Here is a 15498-nt window from a genome sequence, read left to right on the forward strand (position 1 = left end):
GGCGTATGACGCAGGCAGCGCCGATCACGGCCGTCGCAGCGCGGCTTCGGTCGGCGCTGCCGGCTGACGCCGTCATCGACGACCCGACGAGGCTGGCGACCTACGACTGCGACGGGCTGCTGCACTACCGCGTCAGCCCGGCGCTCGTGGTGCTGGCGGGCAGCGCGGACGACGTGCAACTGGCGGTCCGCGCCTGCGTCGAGCAGGACGTGCCGTTCGTCGCGCGCGGCTCGGGCACGGGCCTGTCCGGAGGCGCCCTCCCGCACGCCGACGGCGTGCTCATCGTGATGAGCGGCTTCCGCGAGATCCGTGAGGTGTCACCGCGAGATCAGCGTGCGGTCGTCGACCCCGGAGTGATCAATCTGGCCGTGTCCGGGCGGACTCGGCCGGACGGCTACTACTTCGCGCCCGATCCGTCGAGCCAGCAGATTTGCACGATCGGCGGCAACGTCGCGGAGAATTCCGGCGGCGCACACTGCCTGAAATACGGCTTCACCGCGACCCATGTGCTGGCCGCAGACGTGGTCACCCCCGACGGCGAGCGGACCACGCTGGGCACCACCGCTCCGGACGCGCCCGGTTACGACGTGCTCGGCGCGTTCGTCGGGTCCGAGGGCACGCTGGGCATCGCGACCGAGGTCACCGTGCGGTTGCTGCGCAATCCGCAGAGCGTGCAGACCTTCCTCGCCGGCTTCGCCGACTGCAACGCGGCAGGCGCGGCGGTGTCGGCGATCATCGGGGCCGGCATCGTGCCCGCTGCGATCGAGATGATGGACGCGCTCGCGATCGAGGCGGCCGAGGCGGCCGTCTCCTGCAACTACCCGCCCGGCGCGGGCGGGGTGCTGGTCGTCGAACTCGACGGGCCCGAACACGAGGTGGAGGCCGAGCTCGCCGCGGCAGAGCACCATTGCCAGGAGGCCGGCGCCTTCGAGATCCGGGTCGCCGCCGATGACGCTGAGCGGCAAGCAATCTGGCGCGGCCGCAAGTCGGCCTTCGCCGCCGTCGGGCGCATCAGTCCGGACTACATCGTGCAGGACGGCGTTATCCCCCGCACCGCGCTGCCGGAGGTGCTCCGGCAGATGGACGAGCTGGCCGCCGAGCGCGGTGTGCGGGTCGCCAACGTCTTCCACGCCGGCGACGGCAACCTGCATCCGCTCGTGCTCTTCGACGAGAAGGTCCCCGGTCAGGGCGACGCCGCGGAAGACGCCTCGGGGGCGATCCTCGACCTCTGCCTGGCGCACGGCGGCTCGATCACCGGCGAGCACGGCGTCGGCTCCGACAAGGCCAAGCACATGCCGAAGATGTTCACCGACGACGATCTGGACACCATGCAACTGGTGCGCTGTGCATTCGACCCACAGGGAATCTCCAACCCTGGCAAGGTTTTCCCGACGCCCCGGTTGTGCGGCGAAGTGCCCGGAAAACGCAAGGCCGCGCACCCGGCCCAACAGGCCGGCCTGGGCGAGGTGTTCTGAGTGGACCTGCTCGAGGACCTGCGGTCGCACGACATCGACGTGCGCGCCGGCACCTCCGACGACGCCGTGGACGGCCGTGTCCCGCGCCTGGTCGCCAGACCGGCCTCCACCGAGCAGGTCGCGGCGACGATGCGCGCCGCCCACGCTGCGGGGGCGGTCACCGTCGTGCGCGGCAACGGCACGAAGCTGCGCTGGGGCGCGCCCGCACCGGAGCTAGACCTACTGCTCGACCTCGGCGGCATGCAGCAGCTCCTGGAACACCAGCCGGGTGACCTCATCGTGCGCGCCGAGGCCGGTATGCCGCTCGCCGACCTCCAGGAGCACTTGCGGTCCAGCGGACAGCGTCTCGGGGTCGACGAGCCGGTCGCGGGGACGACACTCGGCGGCCTGATTGCCAGCAATGCCAGTGGTCCTCGCCGGTTGCACACGGGCACCGCGCGGGATCTGCTGATCGGCGTCACGATCGTGCTGGCCGACGGCACGATCGCGCACTCCGGTGGCAAGGTCGTCAAAAATGTCGCCGGCTACGACCTGTGCAAGCTGATGACCGGCTCGTTCGGCACGCTCGCGGTGGTAACCGAGGCGACCTTCCGCCTGCACCCCACGCCCGCCGCCTCCGGCTGGGCCACGGTGCAGGTTGCCCCTGACCAACTCGAGCCGATGCTGGAGCGTTTGTGCCGCACTCAGCTCGCGCCCGCAGCCCTCGAGATCGATGCTCCCCCAGGCGAATCCGTCACGATAGGCACGCTCATCGAAGGCACCGTCGCGGGAGTGCCGGGTCGGCTGGCCGCGGCCCGCGCCGAGATCGCGGACCACGCGGAGCTGCGGGACGACCTCGACTGGCCGTGGCGGTACCCCTTCTCGACGGACGGCACGCAGAGCGGCCTGAAGATCACCTGCCGCCTCGGCGCGGTCGCCACCTTGACTGCCGCGGCGACCAATCTCGGTCTGCACGTGCGAGGTTCGGCCGGCACAGGTGTGCTCTACGCGGCCGCACCGTCCGCCGCCGGACCCGCCGACCTTGCCGATGCGTTGACTTCGCTGCGCGCGCTCGCCGCCGACCACGGCGGCTCCGTCGTCGTGCTCGATGCTCCCCGCGAGCTGCGCGGGGCGGTCGATGTCTGGGGCCCGGTCCCCGCGACGGCGATCATGCGACGGCTCAAGGAACAGTTCGACCCTGCCCGGCTGCTCGCACCGGGTCGATTCGTGGGAGGCATCTGATGACCGACGTCGCGAAGGACGGCGCCTTCGACGCGCACAATCCGCCGTCACCGGAGCTGATCTCGGACTGCGTGCACTGCGGCTTCTGCCTGCCGACCTGCCCGACCTACCTGCTCTGGGGCGAGGAGATGGACTCGCCTCGGGGACGCATCCACCTGATGCAGGCGGGCAACGAGGGCACTGCGATGACCCCGGAAATGGTCGGTCACTTCGACGCCTGCCTGGGCTGTATGGCGTGCGTGACGGCCTGTCCGAGCGGTGTGCAGTATGACCGCCTGCTGGAGCAGACCCGGGCTCAGGTGGAGCGCAATCATCCACGCTCAAGGGCCGAAAAGGCGCTGCGCGAAACGATTTTCAAACTATTCCCCTACCCGGACCGATTGCGCCGCCTCCGCGCTCCATTGCGTATGGCGCAGCGTCTCGGCCTCGACCGGCGTCTGCGCAGCACCGGCTTGCTGGAGCGCTTTCTGCCCGGACTCGCCGCCATGGAGCGACTGACGCCGAGCCTCGGCCCTGCGGAGGCGCTGCCGGCGGAGGTTCCCGCAGTGGGCGGTGAGCGCGAGGTGGTCGCGATGCTCACCGGCTGCGTGCAGGACGTGTTCTTCTCGCAGGTGAACGCGGCAACCGCCCGGGTGCTCGCCGCCGAGGGGTGCCGGGTCGTCATACCGCAGGACCAGGGATGCTGCGGTGCGCTGTCCAGTCACTCCGGACGTGAGCCGGAGGCGCAGCGGTTCGCGCGGGCGACGATGGCTTCCTTCGCCGGGTTGGGGGACGCGACGACGGTGGTCACCAACGCGGCCGGCTGCGGCAGCGCGATGAAGGACTACGGCTTCCTCTTCGAGGGCGAATCCGATGCGACGACAACCCAATCCGCCCAGACATTCGGCTCCCGGGTGCAGGACCTGAGCGAGGTGCTGACCCGCCTCGGCGCGGTCGCCGAGCGGCATCCGCTGCCGATCACCGTCGCCTATCACGATGCATGCCACCTCGGCCACGCCCAGGGAGTGCGGGACCAGCCCCGTGCGCTGCTGCGGGAGATCCCCGGACTGCGCCTCGTCGAGATCCCGGACGCCGCGATCTGCTGCGGCTCGGCGGGCATCTACAACATCCTCAACCCTGAGCCGGCCGCGGAGCTCGGGGAGAAGAAGGCGCGCGACATCATCTCCACCGGCGCCGATCTGATCGTCACCGCCAACCCCGGCTGCCTGATGCAGATCGCGACCGCGCTGGAGCGACTCGGCAAGCCGATCCCCATGGCGCACACCGCGACCGTGCTCGACGCCTCGATCCGCGGCCTACCGGTCGACACTCTTCTGGACACTCGATGACCGATCAGGCGCAGTCCCGCAGACCCGGCGTGCAGGCCATCGACCGGGCGCTGGACCTGGTCGAGGCCCTGGGCCAGGGGCGTCCGCGCGGCGTCAGCGAACTCGCCGGCGCGACCGGGTTGCCGGTCGGCACCGTGCACCGGATCCTGGCCACGCTCACCGAGCGCGGCTACGTCGTGCAAGACGACGAACGCAAGTATGTCGTCGGGCCGTCGGCGCTGCGCCTTGCCGATCTCAGCCGTCAGAGCGTGGCCGCGATCGGGCTGCCGTTTGCCCGGCGTCTGACCGCGCTCTTCGGTGAGTCGGCGAATGTCGCTGTGCAGCACGGCAATTCGATGGTTTACGTCGCACAGTCGCCGTCACCGCACTCGCTGCGCATCTTTGCAGAGGTTGGCCGGATGGTCCCGATGCACAGCACCGCGGTCGGCAAGGCGACACTGGCTGCGCTCGGCCCGAACGAGGCCTCCGCGCTCATCGACCGGCTCGACCTGCGTGCTGCCACCCGCCATACGATCACCGACCGCGTCGATCTCAGCGCCGAACTCAGCGCGGTGCGCGCCAAGGGCTTCGCGATCGACGAGGAGGAGCAGGAACTCGGGGTGCGATGTGTCGCCGCCGTCGCCCCTGGCCCACAGTGGCCCTACGCCGCCCTGTCGGTGTCCGGCCCGACCGAACGCTTCAACCGGGCCAGCGCCGAACGCGCAGGCCCCGAAATCGCCGCTGTCGCACGCGAACTCGGAAAGGCTCTCGATGGCTCCCTCTGAGGCGTCCCCTGCGTTGCCCTACCCCGGCGACTTCGCCGGCGTGCCTCCGCTGGACTACGCACCGAAACCGGACGGCCGCCCGGACCCTGGCGAGATCGTCTGGGGCTGGGTGCCCTACGAAGAGGACCACACCAAGGGCAAGGACCGCCCCGTGCTGTTGGTCGGCCGGGACGGCGAATGGCTGCTCGGGCTGATGCTCACCAGCAAGGACCACGACCGGGACGAGGAGCAGGAGCGGCGCGCGGGCCGGTTGTGGTGCGACATCGGCACCGGTGACTGGGATCCGGACCGACGGCCCAGCGAGGTGCGGGTCAACCGGGTAATCCGGCTGGCCGAGACCGGCATTCGGCGGGAAGGCGCGGTGCTGCCGCGTGACCGCTTCGAGATCGTGGCCGGCGCGGTACGGGCGGCGTACGGATCGGCCTGAGGAAGAATTCTGCCGAGGAAGTACCCGATACTCGTTGTTTCCGGTACCGTAAGTACGCGTAACTGGTGAAGATCCGGGTCAGGCGCTGCGCGCGAGAGCCACGCACGGGCACCGGAACCGATCGAAAGGCAGACATGAGCAACCTGCACGGAAAGCCGACCCTGGCCGATCGCGGTCAGTCCTTCGGGATGCGGCTGATCACGCGGGCCGGCGGCCTGGAGGCCATGAAGAACCCGGCCCTGCGGTCGAAGATCGAGAAGGTGCTCTATCGCGGCGCCCGGCAGGGCTTCAAGGCACAGACCGTCGCCGGTCGCACCTTCGCCAAGAAGTCGGGTTCCGGATCACCCACCCGCACCGCCCCGGCCAAAAAGCGCATCGAGTTCGACCTCACCCCGAACGACGACCAGGACATGATCCGCGAGGCGGCTCGCGAGCTCGCCGACGAGGTGCTGCGCCCCGCCGCCGCACAGGCTGACACCGACCGCGCCGTGCCGGACAAGGTGCGCGATCAGGCCGCCCAGATGGGTATGACGCTGCTCGGCGTGCCGACCGACCTCGGCGGTGTCGCCGAGGAGGCGTCCGCCGTGACTGGGGTGCTGGTCATCGAGGAGCTTGCCCGCGGGGACATGGGACTTGCTGTTGCGGTCATGTCGTCCGCCGCCGTTGCCAATGCCCTTGTCAACTATGGTGATTCGGACCAGCAGGCGACCTACCTCGCGGCGTTCACCGACGAGAAGAGTCCCGCCACGGGCGCCCTCGCGATCATGGAGCCGCAGCCGCTCTTCGACCCGGCCAAGCCGCGGACGACCGGCAAGCTCGAGGGTGATCAGCTCGTCCTCAACGGCGACAAGGCCCTGGTGCCGGGTGCCGACTCGGCCGACCTGTACATCGTCTCCGCGCTCGTCGACGGTGAGCCGCGCCTGGTCATCGTGCCCCCGGGCACCGAGGGTCTGACCACCACCGACGACCCGGCAATGGGCGTGCGGGCGGCGCACACCGGCGCGCTGCACCTGGCCGACGTGCGGGTGCCGAAGGCCAACCTGCTCGGCACCACTGCCGACCACGCCGACGCGGTCGCTCGTGGCCGGCTCGCCTGGTCCGCCGCCGCGGTCGGCACGTCGCAGGCGATTCTCGACCAGCTCAAGACCTACACCAAGGAGCGCAAGGCGTTCGGCGAGCCGATCGCCTACCGCCAGGCGGTCGCCTTCACCGTCGCCAACATCGCGATCGAGCTGGAAGGCCTTCGCCTGGTCGTATGGCGCGCCGCCGCCCGTCTCGACCGCGACGGTGACGCGTCGGCACAGATCGCGCACGCCCGGGCGCTCACCGCCAAGCACTGCGCGCAGATCGGCTCTGACGGCGTGCAGCTGCTGGGCGGCCACGGCTTCGTCAAGGAGTTCGACAACGAGCGCTGGTATCGCGACCTGCGCGGCGCGGGCCTGCTCGAAGGCGTGCTGCTCGTCTAGGCCCGTGGCCTGCGCAGCTCCCGTCATACCTCCCGAAAACGCTTTTGTGACAAAGGATTTGAAGCAATGATCGATCTTGAGGTTCCGAAGAAGTTCGTGCCGCTGGTCAAGCAGGCGGCTGGCCTCGCCGACGAGGTGTTCCGCCCGATCAGCCGCAAGTACGACCTGGCCGAGCACGAGTACCCGCGCGAGTTGGACCTGATGTCGGCGCTCATCGACGGGCTGTCCGACTCCGGCGCCTCGCAGGGCGCCGGCGCCCGCACCACCAGTGGTGGCGGTGCCAAGGAGGAGCCGGCCGGGGTCGGTGCGGGCACCAAGGCGAAGTCGGGCGGTGAGAACAAGAACGGCTCCAACCTCTCCTCGGTGCTGTCGATCATGGAGACCTGCCGCGGAGACGTCGGGCTGACCCTGTCGATCCCCCGGCAGGGCCTCGGCAACGCCGCGATCGCGGCGGTCGCCAACGACGAGCAGAAGGAGCGCTACGGCACCAAGTGGGCCGCGATGGCGATCACCGAGCCGGACACCGGCTCGGACTCCGGCGCGATCCGCACCACCGCGACCAAGGACGGCGACGAGTACGTCCTCAACGGCGAGAAGATCTTCGTCACCAGCGGTGAGCGAGCCGAACTCGTGGTCGTGTGGGCCACGCTGGACCGTTCGCTCGGCAAGCAGGCGATCAAGTCGTTCGTCGTGAGCCGGGACAACCCGGGGCTGAAACTGGTCCGTCTGGAGCACAAGCTCGGCATCCGCGCGTCGGACACCGCGGCGTTCACGCTCGACAACTGCCGGGTGCCCGCCCAGGACCTGCTCGGCGACCCGGAGATCCGCATCGAGGGCGGCTTCGGCGGCGCGATGCAGACCTTCGACAACACCCGTCCGCTGGTCGCCGCGATGGCCATCGGCCTGGCTCGGGCGTCGCTCGACACGGCGACCGAGCTGCTCGGCAAGGCGGGCGTCACGCCGGACCCCGACGCCCCGCTGCACTCCCAGCCGTATGCCGCAGCGCGTCTGCTGCAGATGGAGGCCGACTACGAGTCGGCCTACCTGCTCACGCTGCGCGCCGCATGGATGGCCGACAACGGCAAGCCCAACTCGATGCAGGCTTCGATGGCCAAGGCGAAGGCCGGCCGCACCTGCGTCGAGATCGCGCTGCAGTGCGTGGAGCTGTGTGGCGCGACCGGGTATGCCGAGACCGAGCTGCTCGAGAAGTGGGCGCGCGACTCCAAGATCCTCGACATCTTCGAGGGCACCCAGCAGATTCAGCTGCTCGTCGTCGCGCGTCGTCAGCTGGAGCTCAGCTCGAGCGAGCTGAAGTAGCTCGTCGAGTAGGCCGAGCCGCTAGGCGAGGCCGAACCAATGCTGGTCGAGTAGGCCGAGCCGCTAGGCGAGGCCGTATCGAGACCAGCATGCGAAAGGCCCGCTCCCCCAAAGGGATCGGGCCTTTTGTGTTACCGGCGGGCCGGCTCAGTGCAGTGCGGTCAGCGAGTGACGTCCTGCGAGCGCTGCATGGCGATGAGCAGGTCCTCGCGTGCCGACGGGGTCGAGGCGCTGTCGATCGCGCGCATCAGGGCGCGACGGCTGCGGGCGGACTCACGACGGGAACGGATGGCGTGGGCGAGCGAGGTCATGCTGGGGTCTCTCCTTTGAGACGTTCGGTGTCGAGAACTTCGATATCGAAAACTCTAGCCGGGCGTCAGGTATTCCCGCCAGCTGCGCGACGGTGAGATCGCACACACCCGAGCGTGGGTGGTGGGCCGGGCGCGACATCCCGCGTGCGGGTGCGGGTGCGGGCGGGTCTGCCGTCATACGCGCGGGATGTGGGCGTGGCGCGGAGCTCGCTCACGCGAAACTCACCGAAAAGGTGCGTGACACGCCGATATGAGGCGATCCGACGGCGTGTCGGCCACCTTATCGGTGAGTTTGTCCGCCCTCGCCCCGGCCCCAGCCCCGCCCCGGCCCCAGTCCACCGCCCCAGCCCCAGCTCTCCGCGCCAGCCCCAGCTCTCCGCGCCAGCCCCAGCTCTCCGCCCTCGCCCCGGCCCCACCCCAGCCCGCGCCTGTCGCTCGGGCTAGGACGTGAGCGCCGCACGCACCAGCTTCACCAGTTGCTCGTCGTCGAGACCGAGCGGCCGCACCCGGTCGGCGAAGGAAGCGGCCGCCTGCGCCGCGAGCGCCATCGGACCACCCGACGCGGCGACGCGGGTGCCGGATCGCCCGGCGGTCTCGATCAGGCCGGCCTGTTCCAGCTGGGTGTACGCCTTGGCGACCGTGCCCGGTGCGACGTGCAACTCGGCCGCGAGACCACGCACCGACGGCAGCCGCGCCCCGGCCGCCAGCCGGCCCGAGTCGATCCCCGCGGACACCTGGTCGCAAATCTGCTGGTACGGCGGGACATCCGCCGCATCGTCGATGCGGAACATGCGCCCATCCTCCCACCCGCGACGCGCCCGGAAGTTTTTTCCCGCGGTGTCGGCATTACGAAGCAAGTTTTCTCTAGGGTCGGTCGATAAGCCGCGTTCGTCAGGCGGCCGGACCACGGGAGGAACACCATGCGCACCAGAACAGCTGCACTTGTCGCGTCCGTCACGGCTCTCAGCTTCGCCCTCGCCGGCTGCGGCGACAGCGGCGGCTCGGGCGGGTCCGGCGGCTCCGGCGACGCCTCGGGCGGCGCGGCGGCAGGCGGCAAGTCGCTCACCTTCTGGGTGATGAAGGGCACCAACCCGGACGCCTCGAAGTTCTACGACGCGGCCAAGGCGGAGTTCAAGAAGCAGACCGGTGCGACCCTCAACATCCAGGAGGTCGAGTGGGCCGACGCACATGACCGCCTGGTCCGCTCCTTCGCGGCCGGCAACGGTCCGGACGTGTCGGAGATCGGCTCCACGTGGACGCCGGAGTTCGCCGCGGCCGGCGGGCTCGCCGACCTCACCAAGCAGGTCAACTCCTCCGACACCGGCAAGGACGAACTACAGGCGCTGAAGGACTCGGCGACCTACGACGGCAAGCAGTACGGCGTCGGCTGGTATGCCGGGGTCCGCGGCGTGGTCTACCGCAAGGACGTCTTCGCCAAGGCGGGGATCACCCCACCGACCAACTGGGCGCAGCTGCAGCAAGCGGTCAAGACCCTGAAGACCAAGGCGCCGGGTATGACGCCGTTCCCGATCGCGGGCGGATCGTCATACGCCTCAGCGCCTTTCGTCTGGGGCGCCGGTGGTGACTTCGCGACCAAGGACGGTGACAAGTGGAAGGGCGCACTCGACGGGGCGAAGGCGCGGGAGGGGCTGAACTTCTACACCGGCCTCGCACTCAAGGACGGTTCGTCGACGACGGCCGCCTCCACCTGGAAGGAGACCGACCTGCTCGACTCTTTCGCAAAGGGCAAGTCCGCGATGGTGATCCAGGGCAACTGGACGCCGAAGACGGCCATCGAGCAGAACCCGGACCTCAAGGGCAAGATCGGGGCCTTCGCCATACCGGGCAAAGACGGCGGGCTCGCCCCTGCGTTCGTCGGCGGCTCGAACCTGTCGGTGATGGCGCGGAGCAAGAACCAGGACCTCGCCTGGAAGTTCATCCAGCTGATGACCACTGGCTCGCTCGCCAAACAATGGGCGGACGCGAGCGGTTTCTTCCCGACCACGAACAGCCTGCTCAAGACGTATGCCGGCAGCTCCGATCAGTTGGTCGCGCCGTTCGCCAAGGCGATGCTCGACGCCGGCCGCAATGTGCCGAACGCCCCGCAGTGGGGCACGGTCGAGGGCAACAAGACGATCAGCCAGATGCTGCAGTCGATCCTCACCGGGACCTCGGTCGACTCCGCGACCACCAAGGCGTCGCAGTCGATCACCGCCACGCTGAACAGCACGAGCTGATCGGTGCGCGAGTCGAAAACCCGACCCTGGCTGCTCCTGGCCGGGCCGCTACTGGTCATCGCCGGGCTGCTGCTCTATCCGATCGTCCGGGTGACGACACTGTCGTTCCAGCGGTACAACCTGCGCGAGGTGATCAGCGGCAGCCCTGTCTTCATCGGGTGGGACAACTACAAGCAGGTCTTCACCGGTGCACCCGGCCTCCCCGGGTCCTACCTGTGGCGGACCATCCTGCCGAACACCGTCGTATTCGCAGCATTGGCAGTCATTCTCACGATTGTGCTCGGCACATTGGTCGCGCTGCTGCTGCAGTCGGTGGGACCGAGGGTGCGCGCCCTGGTGATCGGCGCCGCCCTGATCGCCTGGGCGCTGCCGGCGGTGACCGGCACCTACGTGTGGGTGTGGATCTTCGACCCTGACAACGGGGTCGCGCTGCACTTCCTGCAGAGCATCGGGATCCTCGGCCAGGAGGGCCACAACTGGTTCACCGACCGCTACTCGTTCTACGCGATTGCGTTGCTCAACGTGGTGCACCACAGCTATCCGTTCGTGGCGATCACCATCTTCGCCGGACTGCTGACCGTGCCGACGGAGTTGCACGAGGCCGCCAAGATCGACGGGGCGAGCGCCTGGCGCCGCTTCTGGTCGATCACCGTGCCGTTGATGCGGCCGGTGTTCGCGGTGGTGACGATCCTGTCGACGATCTGGGACTTCAAGGTGTTCGCGCAGATCTATCTGATGCCCGGCGGCGACGGCAGCAACCCGGAGGTTTTCAACCTCGGGGTGTGGTCCTACGTGTCGTCGATCAACCAGACAAAGTACGGCCTCGGGTCGGCCATCGCGGTGCTGCTGACCGTGGTGCTGTTGCTGATCACGCTGGTCTACCTGCGATTGCTCTTCCGTGAGGAGGACACCGCATGACCACCCGCACCTGGACCAGCGTCGGCAAGACCGTCGCGGTCGTAGCGCTGCTGACGTTTACGCTGTTCCCGGTCTACTTCATGCTGAGCACCGCGCTGAACGGCCAAAACGGTTCCGGCACGGACAGTCTCGTGCCGAGCGACTTCACCCTCGACAACTTCAGTCGGGCCTTCACCGAGGACCATTTCGGTCGCTACATGCTCAACTCGGCGATCGTCACCGTCGCGACCGTGGTGGTGTCGGGCGCGCTCGCGATGCTGGGTGCGGTCGCGATCGCCCGGTTCCGGTTCCGTTTCCGCAGCACGATGCTGGTCCTGATCCTGATCGTGCAGATGCTGCCCGCCGAAGCGTTGGTGATCCCACTCTTCCTGCAGATGAAGGACTGGCGGATGCTCAACTCACTGCTCGGCCTGATCCTGGTCTACATCGCCTTCTCGCTGCCATTCGCGATCTGGAACCTGCAGGGATTCGTCGCGGCGGTCCCCCGTGAGCTGGAGGAAGCGGCTTACCTGGACGGATGCGGTTGGTGGCGGATGTTCCGGTCGGTTCTGCTGCCCCTCGTCGTGCCGGGATTGGTTGCCACCTCTGCGTTTTCGTTTGTGATGGCGTGGGAGGAGTTCACCTTCGCACTGACCTTCCTGAGCAAGGACGACCGGCTCACGGTCGGGGTCGGTCTGCAACGGTTCTTCGGCGCACACGTCAACGACTGGGGCGGGCTGATGGCCGCATCGACGATGGTCACGATCCCGGTCGTCGTGGTGTTCGTGCTGGCCCAACGGCGGCTCGGCGCCGGGCTGGTCTCGGGAGCGGTGAAGTGATCGACCCGGCCGTCGACCGTCTGGTGCACCGGGTGCTGAAGCCCGGGTTCGCGGGGCGCTCCGCCCCACCGGACTGGCTGGCGAGGGCGCTCGAGGCCGGCCTGGGCGGAGTCGTCTACTTCAGTCACAACATCGGGGATGTCACCGAGACCGCCGCACTGTCAGCACGACTGCACGGCCTCGGCGAAGTCGTGATCACCACCGACGAGGAAGGTGGCATCGTCAGCCGACTCGGCGCCCGGGGCGGCTCGCCGCACGTCGGTGCCGCTGCACTCGGACGTGCCGATGAGCCTGCCCTCACCCGACTCGTCGCCGCCGCGATCGGCCGGGACCTCGCGGCGTCGGGGATCGACGTCGACCTGGCCCCGGTGGTCGACGTCAACAGCAACCCGGACAACCCGGTCATCGGCGTCCGCTCCTTCGGTGCCACTGCCGAGCTGGTCTCACGCCACGGAGTCGCGTATGTCGAAGGACTTCAGGGCGTCGGGATCGCTGCAACCGCAAAGCATTTCCCAGGGCACGGCGACACCGCGGTCGACTCGCACGTCGGACTCCCCCGGGTCGAGGCTCCGATCGCGGTGCTGCGCGAGCGGGAACTCGCGCCCTTCGCCGCAGTGGTGGCGGCCGGAGTGCGGGCGGTGATGACCGCCCACGTGATCATCGGCGCGGTCGACCCCGACCGACCGGCCACGATCAGCCCGGCTGCGCTGCGGCTCCTGCGAGACGAGCTCGGCTTCAACGGCGTGATCATGAGCGACGCGCTCGACATGGGCGCGATCCGCGACACCATCGGCCTCGGCGAGGGGTGCGTGCAGGCGCTCCTCGCCGGCGCCGACCTGCTCGGGTTGGGCAACCCGGTGCTCGGCGCCGATCATCCGGACAATGACGAACGCGTTTTCACCGAGGCACGCTCGGCGGTGCTTGCCGCAACGCACCAGGGCCGGCTTCCGGTCGGCCGACTCGAGGAAGCGGCTGCCCGGGTCGAGGAGCTGCGACGGTGGTGCACCGAGCGTGCCGGGGCCGCCGGCGCCGGGGATGTCGAAACCGACTCCGACCGGCTGGTTGCGCAGCGTTCGTTGGCCGTGCGCGGCGACGTCAGACTGCCCGCTGCACCGCAGCGGATCGTCGATCTGCGCCGGCAGCGCAACGTCGCCAGCGGCGCCTTGACCGCCCCCGTGGTGGCCGCACTCGTCAACGCGCGGCCGGGCTCGGCCGTCACCAGCGCATTCACCCTGCGAGGCGGCGGTGAAGGGCAGGCCGCCACCGAGGAGCTGGTGGCTCGGACTGACCTTCCACGGCCCGACGTGATCATCGTCGGATCGCCCGCACGGGACGAGCTGGAGCGATCCGAGTTGCGAAAAGCGTTGCGCCGCAACCCGAATGCATTGCTGGTCGCGCTCGGGTATGTCACCGATGACGATCCCCTGGAAGGCGCGAGCCGCGTCATACGGACGTTTGGTGACAGTGTGCCGACTGGTCGCGCAGTCGTTCGGCTGGTGGCCGGCGGCTGATCCGTCCGGCAGAGCAAAGGGTTAGTAAACGTTTTCCGAAACGCTTGTCTTCACGGAAATCAACCAGCACCATGGGGTGATCGCACGCCCGGAGGCAACCCATGACCCAACGCACTCTGCTTGCCGCTCTGACACTGATGGCACTGCTCGTGAGCGGCCTCCTGCCTGCCGCGAGCCGCGCCGAAGCCGTGCCCGCGAGCGCTACGACGGACCCGAACCTGTTGAGTGATCCCGGCTTCGAGCAGCAGACCAGCGCCTCGCTCGGCGGTGCATGGCACTGTGTCGGCAACTGCGGCGCCGACCTGGCCAAGGGCTGGGCCCACGGTGGCTCGAACAATGCGTTCGCCCGCTACAACAGCGGCTGGAACAGCGTCTACCAGACGGTCACCGTCACCCCCAACACCACGTACGCACTCACCGGTTGGCTTCGCACCTCGACGAACTCGACCGAGGGCTACATCGGTGCCCGGGTGCCGGGAGGCGGACCCGTGCGCAACGAGGATCGATTCGCCGCAGTCGGTGACTGGCAACGGGTCAGCGTCACCATCGACAGCGGCGACGCCACGTCGCTCGATGTCTATGGCGGTCTCTGGGCAAGCGGTGACACCTGGGCCCAGTTCGACGACTTCTCACTGATCTCGGTGGGCTCCGACCAGCTCGGCGCCGGCAGCAACATGTATCCGCGCGCAATTCGGCTGCAGCACTCAGGCTCAGCCAACGGTCAGATCATCGCCTCCAGCTCGTATGACGCACAACGAGTTTCGTCCATCTACCGAAGCACCGACGACGGACGCACCTTCACCAAGATTGCCGCCATCAACGAGCCGCGCGCACCGCAAGGCGTCTGCTGCGCGAGCATCTACGAACTCCCGCAAGCCGTCGGTGACCTACCCGAGGGGACCTTGCTGTTCGCTGCGTCATACGGCGCAAATGCCCTGCCGATGTCGCTGGAGCTTTGGGCGTCCACCGACCACGGGGTCACCTGGGCCAAGCGCTCGACGGCGCTGACGGCCACACCGGGCGGGCACCTCTGGGAGCCGGAGCTGCGGGTAAATGCCGAGGGCCAGCTGACGATGTACTACTCCGACGAGACCCGGCCGGGACACAGCCAGACGCTCATGGAGGTCTTCTCACCCGACGGCGGGCGAACCTTCGGAAAGCCTTATCCAGTCGTCGAACTAAGCGACCCGGGCGCCCGGCCCGGTATGGCGGTGGTCCGCGAGCTCAAGAACGGCACTCGGATCATGACGTATGAGATCTGCGGCTCGTCATACGGTTGCGACGTCTACTTCCGCACCTCCAGCGACGGCGCCGACTGGGGCAATCCCGGCGCGGCCGGCACCCGCATCGTCGCGAGTGACGGCACCCGCTTCCAGCACACGCCAACCATCACCGTGGTCGATGACGGATCGGCCACCGGCAAGCTCGTCCTCGCCGGGCAGTTGTACGTCAACTCAACCGGCGCTCGCGACGGGGGCAACGGCATCACCCTGCTCACCAACTCGACCGGTGGGGCCGGAGCGTGGCACCGAATCGTCGCCCCGGTGAGCGTCCCGCAGGCGGCGAACAACATCTGCGACAACTACAGCCCGGCGCTCGTGCCGACCGCGGCAGGCAGGCACGTGCTCGAGATCTCGACCATGTGGGCCGGTGACACCTGCATCGCCCGCTTCGCGACCGGGCGTGTCTGACAACACTTTTCGAC

General features: G+C 68.7%; 14 protein-coding genes. 12 read left to right on the plus strand and 2 right to left on the minus strand.

The window, feature by feature from the left end:
- The first annotated feature begins 5 nt into the window (after nucleotides 1-5).
- The 7 genes from N2M23_RS17615 to N2M23_RS17645 all read left to right on the plus strand — a co-directional run bounded on the left by N2M23_RS17615 (nucleotide 6) and on the right by N2M23_RS17645 (nucleotide 7998).
- Complete coding sequence (locus N2M23_RS17615) at nucleotides 6-1475, plus strand: FAD-linked oxidase C-terminal domain-containing protein (protein ID WP_265447295.1); 1470 nt, start codon at nucleotides 6-8, stop codon at nucleotides 1473-1475.
- Nucleotides 1476-2696, plus strand: a complete 1221-nt coding sequence (locus N2M23_RS17620; RefSeq protein ID WP_265447297.1) for an FAD-binding oxidoreductase — start codon at nucleotides 1476-1478, stop codon at nucleotides 2694-2696.
- Nucleotides 2696-4024 (plus strand): (Fe-S)-binding protein, encoded by a 1329-nt coding sequence (locus N2M23_RS17625; RefSeq protein WP_265447298.1) that lies wholly within the window; start codon nucleotides 2696-2698, stop codon nucleotides 4022-4024. Before N2M23_RS17620 ends, N2M23_RS17625 begins: the two co-directional genes overlap by 1 nt.
- Nucleotides 4021-4788 carry an IclR family transcriptional regulator gene (locus N2M23_RS17630; protein WP_265447299.1) on the plus strand — a complete coding sequence of 256 codons (768 nt, stop codon included), beginning with the start codon at nucleotides 4021-4023 and terminating at the stop codon, nucleotides 4786-4788. The genes N2M23_RS17625 and N2M23_RS17630 overlap by 4 nt, the downstream gene beginning before the upstream one ends.
- Nucleotides 4775-5215, plus strand: coding sequence for a type II toxin-antitoxin system PemK/MazF family toxin (locus N2M23_RS17635; protein WP_425270258.1), 441 nt, complete (start codon nucleotides 4775-4777; stop codon nucleotides 5213-5215). The genes N2M23_RS17630 and N2M23_RS17635 overlap by 14 nt, the downstream gene beginning before the upstream one ends.
- A 134-nt stretch (nucleotides 5216-5349) precedes the next feature.
- Entirely contained in the window at nucleotides 5350-6681 is a 1332-nt protein-coding gene (locus tag N2M23_RS17640; RefSeq protein WP_265447300.1) for an acyl-CoA dehydrogenase family protein, read from the plus strand.
- Nucleotides 6682-6747: 66 nt separating this feature from the next.
- Nucleotides 6748-7998, plus strand: coding sequence for an acyl-CoA dehydrogenase family protein (locus N2M23_RS17645; protein WP_265447302.1), 1251 nt, complete (start codon nucleotides 6748-6750; stop codon nucleotides 7996-7998).
- Nucleotides 7999-8159: 161 nt separating this feature from the next.
- On the opposite strand, the gene N2M23_RS17650 is transcribed toward N2M23_RS17645, so the two are convergent.
- Nucleotides 8160-8309, minus strand: coding sequence for a hypothetical protein (locus tag N2M23_RS17650; protein WP_171156753.1), 150 nt, complete (start codon nucleotides 8307-8309; stop codon nucleotides 8160-8162).
- Between the two features lie 440 nt (nucleotides 8310-8749).
- Complete coding sequence (locus tag N2M23_RS17655; protein ID WP_265447304.1) at nucleotides 8750-9100, minus strand: GntR family transcriptional regulator; 351 nt, start codon at nucleotides 9098-9100, stop codon at nucleotides 8750-8752.
- A 129-nt stretch (nucleotides 9101-9229) separates the two neighbouring features.
- Here N2M23_RS17655 and N2M23_RS17660 point away from each other — a divergent pair, with 129 nt between their 5' ends.
- The 5 genes from N2M23_RS17660 (at nucleotide 9230) to N2M23_RS17680 (ending at nucleotide 15484) form a co-directional block, all read left to right on the plus strand.
- Nucleotides 9230-10546 carry a sugar ABC transporter substrate-binding protein gene (locus tag N2M23_RS17660; protein ID WP_265447305.1) on the plus strand — a complete coding sequence of 439 codons (1317 nt, stop codon included), beginning with the start codon at nucleotides 9230-9232 and terminating at the stop codon, nucleotides 10544-10546.
- A gap of 3 nt (nucleotides 10547-10549) precedes the next feature.
- A complete protein-coding gene (locus N2M23_RS17665) occupies nucleotides 10550-11464 on the plus strand; it encodes a carbohydrate ABC transporter permease (protein WP_265447306.1) in 915 nt (304 codons plus the stop codon).
- Nucleotides 11461-12282, plus strand: coding sequence for a carbohydrate ABC transporter permease (locus N2M23_RS17670; RefSeq protein ID WP_265447307.1), 822 nt, complete (start codon nucleotides 11461-11463; stop codon nucleotides 12280-12282). Before N2M23_RS17665 ends, N2M23_RS17670 begins: the two co-directional genes overlap by 4 nt.
- Complete coding sequence (locus N2M23_RS17675; RefSeq protein WP_265447308.1) at nucleotides 12279-13793, plus strand: glycoside hydrolase family 3 N-terminal domain-containing protein; 1515 nt, start codon at nucleotides 12279-12281, stop codon at nucleotides 13791-13793. The genes N2M23_RS17670 and N2M23_RS17675 overlap by 4 nt, the downstream gene beginning before the upstream one ends.
- Nucleotides 13794-13894: 101 nt before the next feature.
- A complete protein-coding gene (locus N2M23_RS17680; protein WP_265447309.1) occupies nucleotides 13895-15484 on the plus strand; it encodes a sialidase family protein in 1590 nt (529 codons plus the stop codon).
- The last annotated feature ends 14 nt before the right edge of the window (nucleotides 15485-15498 follow it).

Origin of the sequence: Flexivirga meconopsidis (assembly GCF_026162425.1) — a bacterium.
In the GTDB taxonomy this organism is placed as follows: Bacteria; Actinomycetota; Actinomycetes; order Actinomycetales; family Dermatophilaceae; genus Flexivirga; species Flexivirga meconopsidis.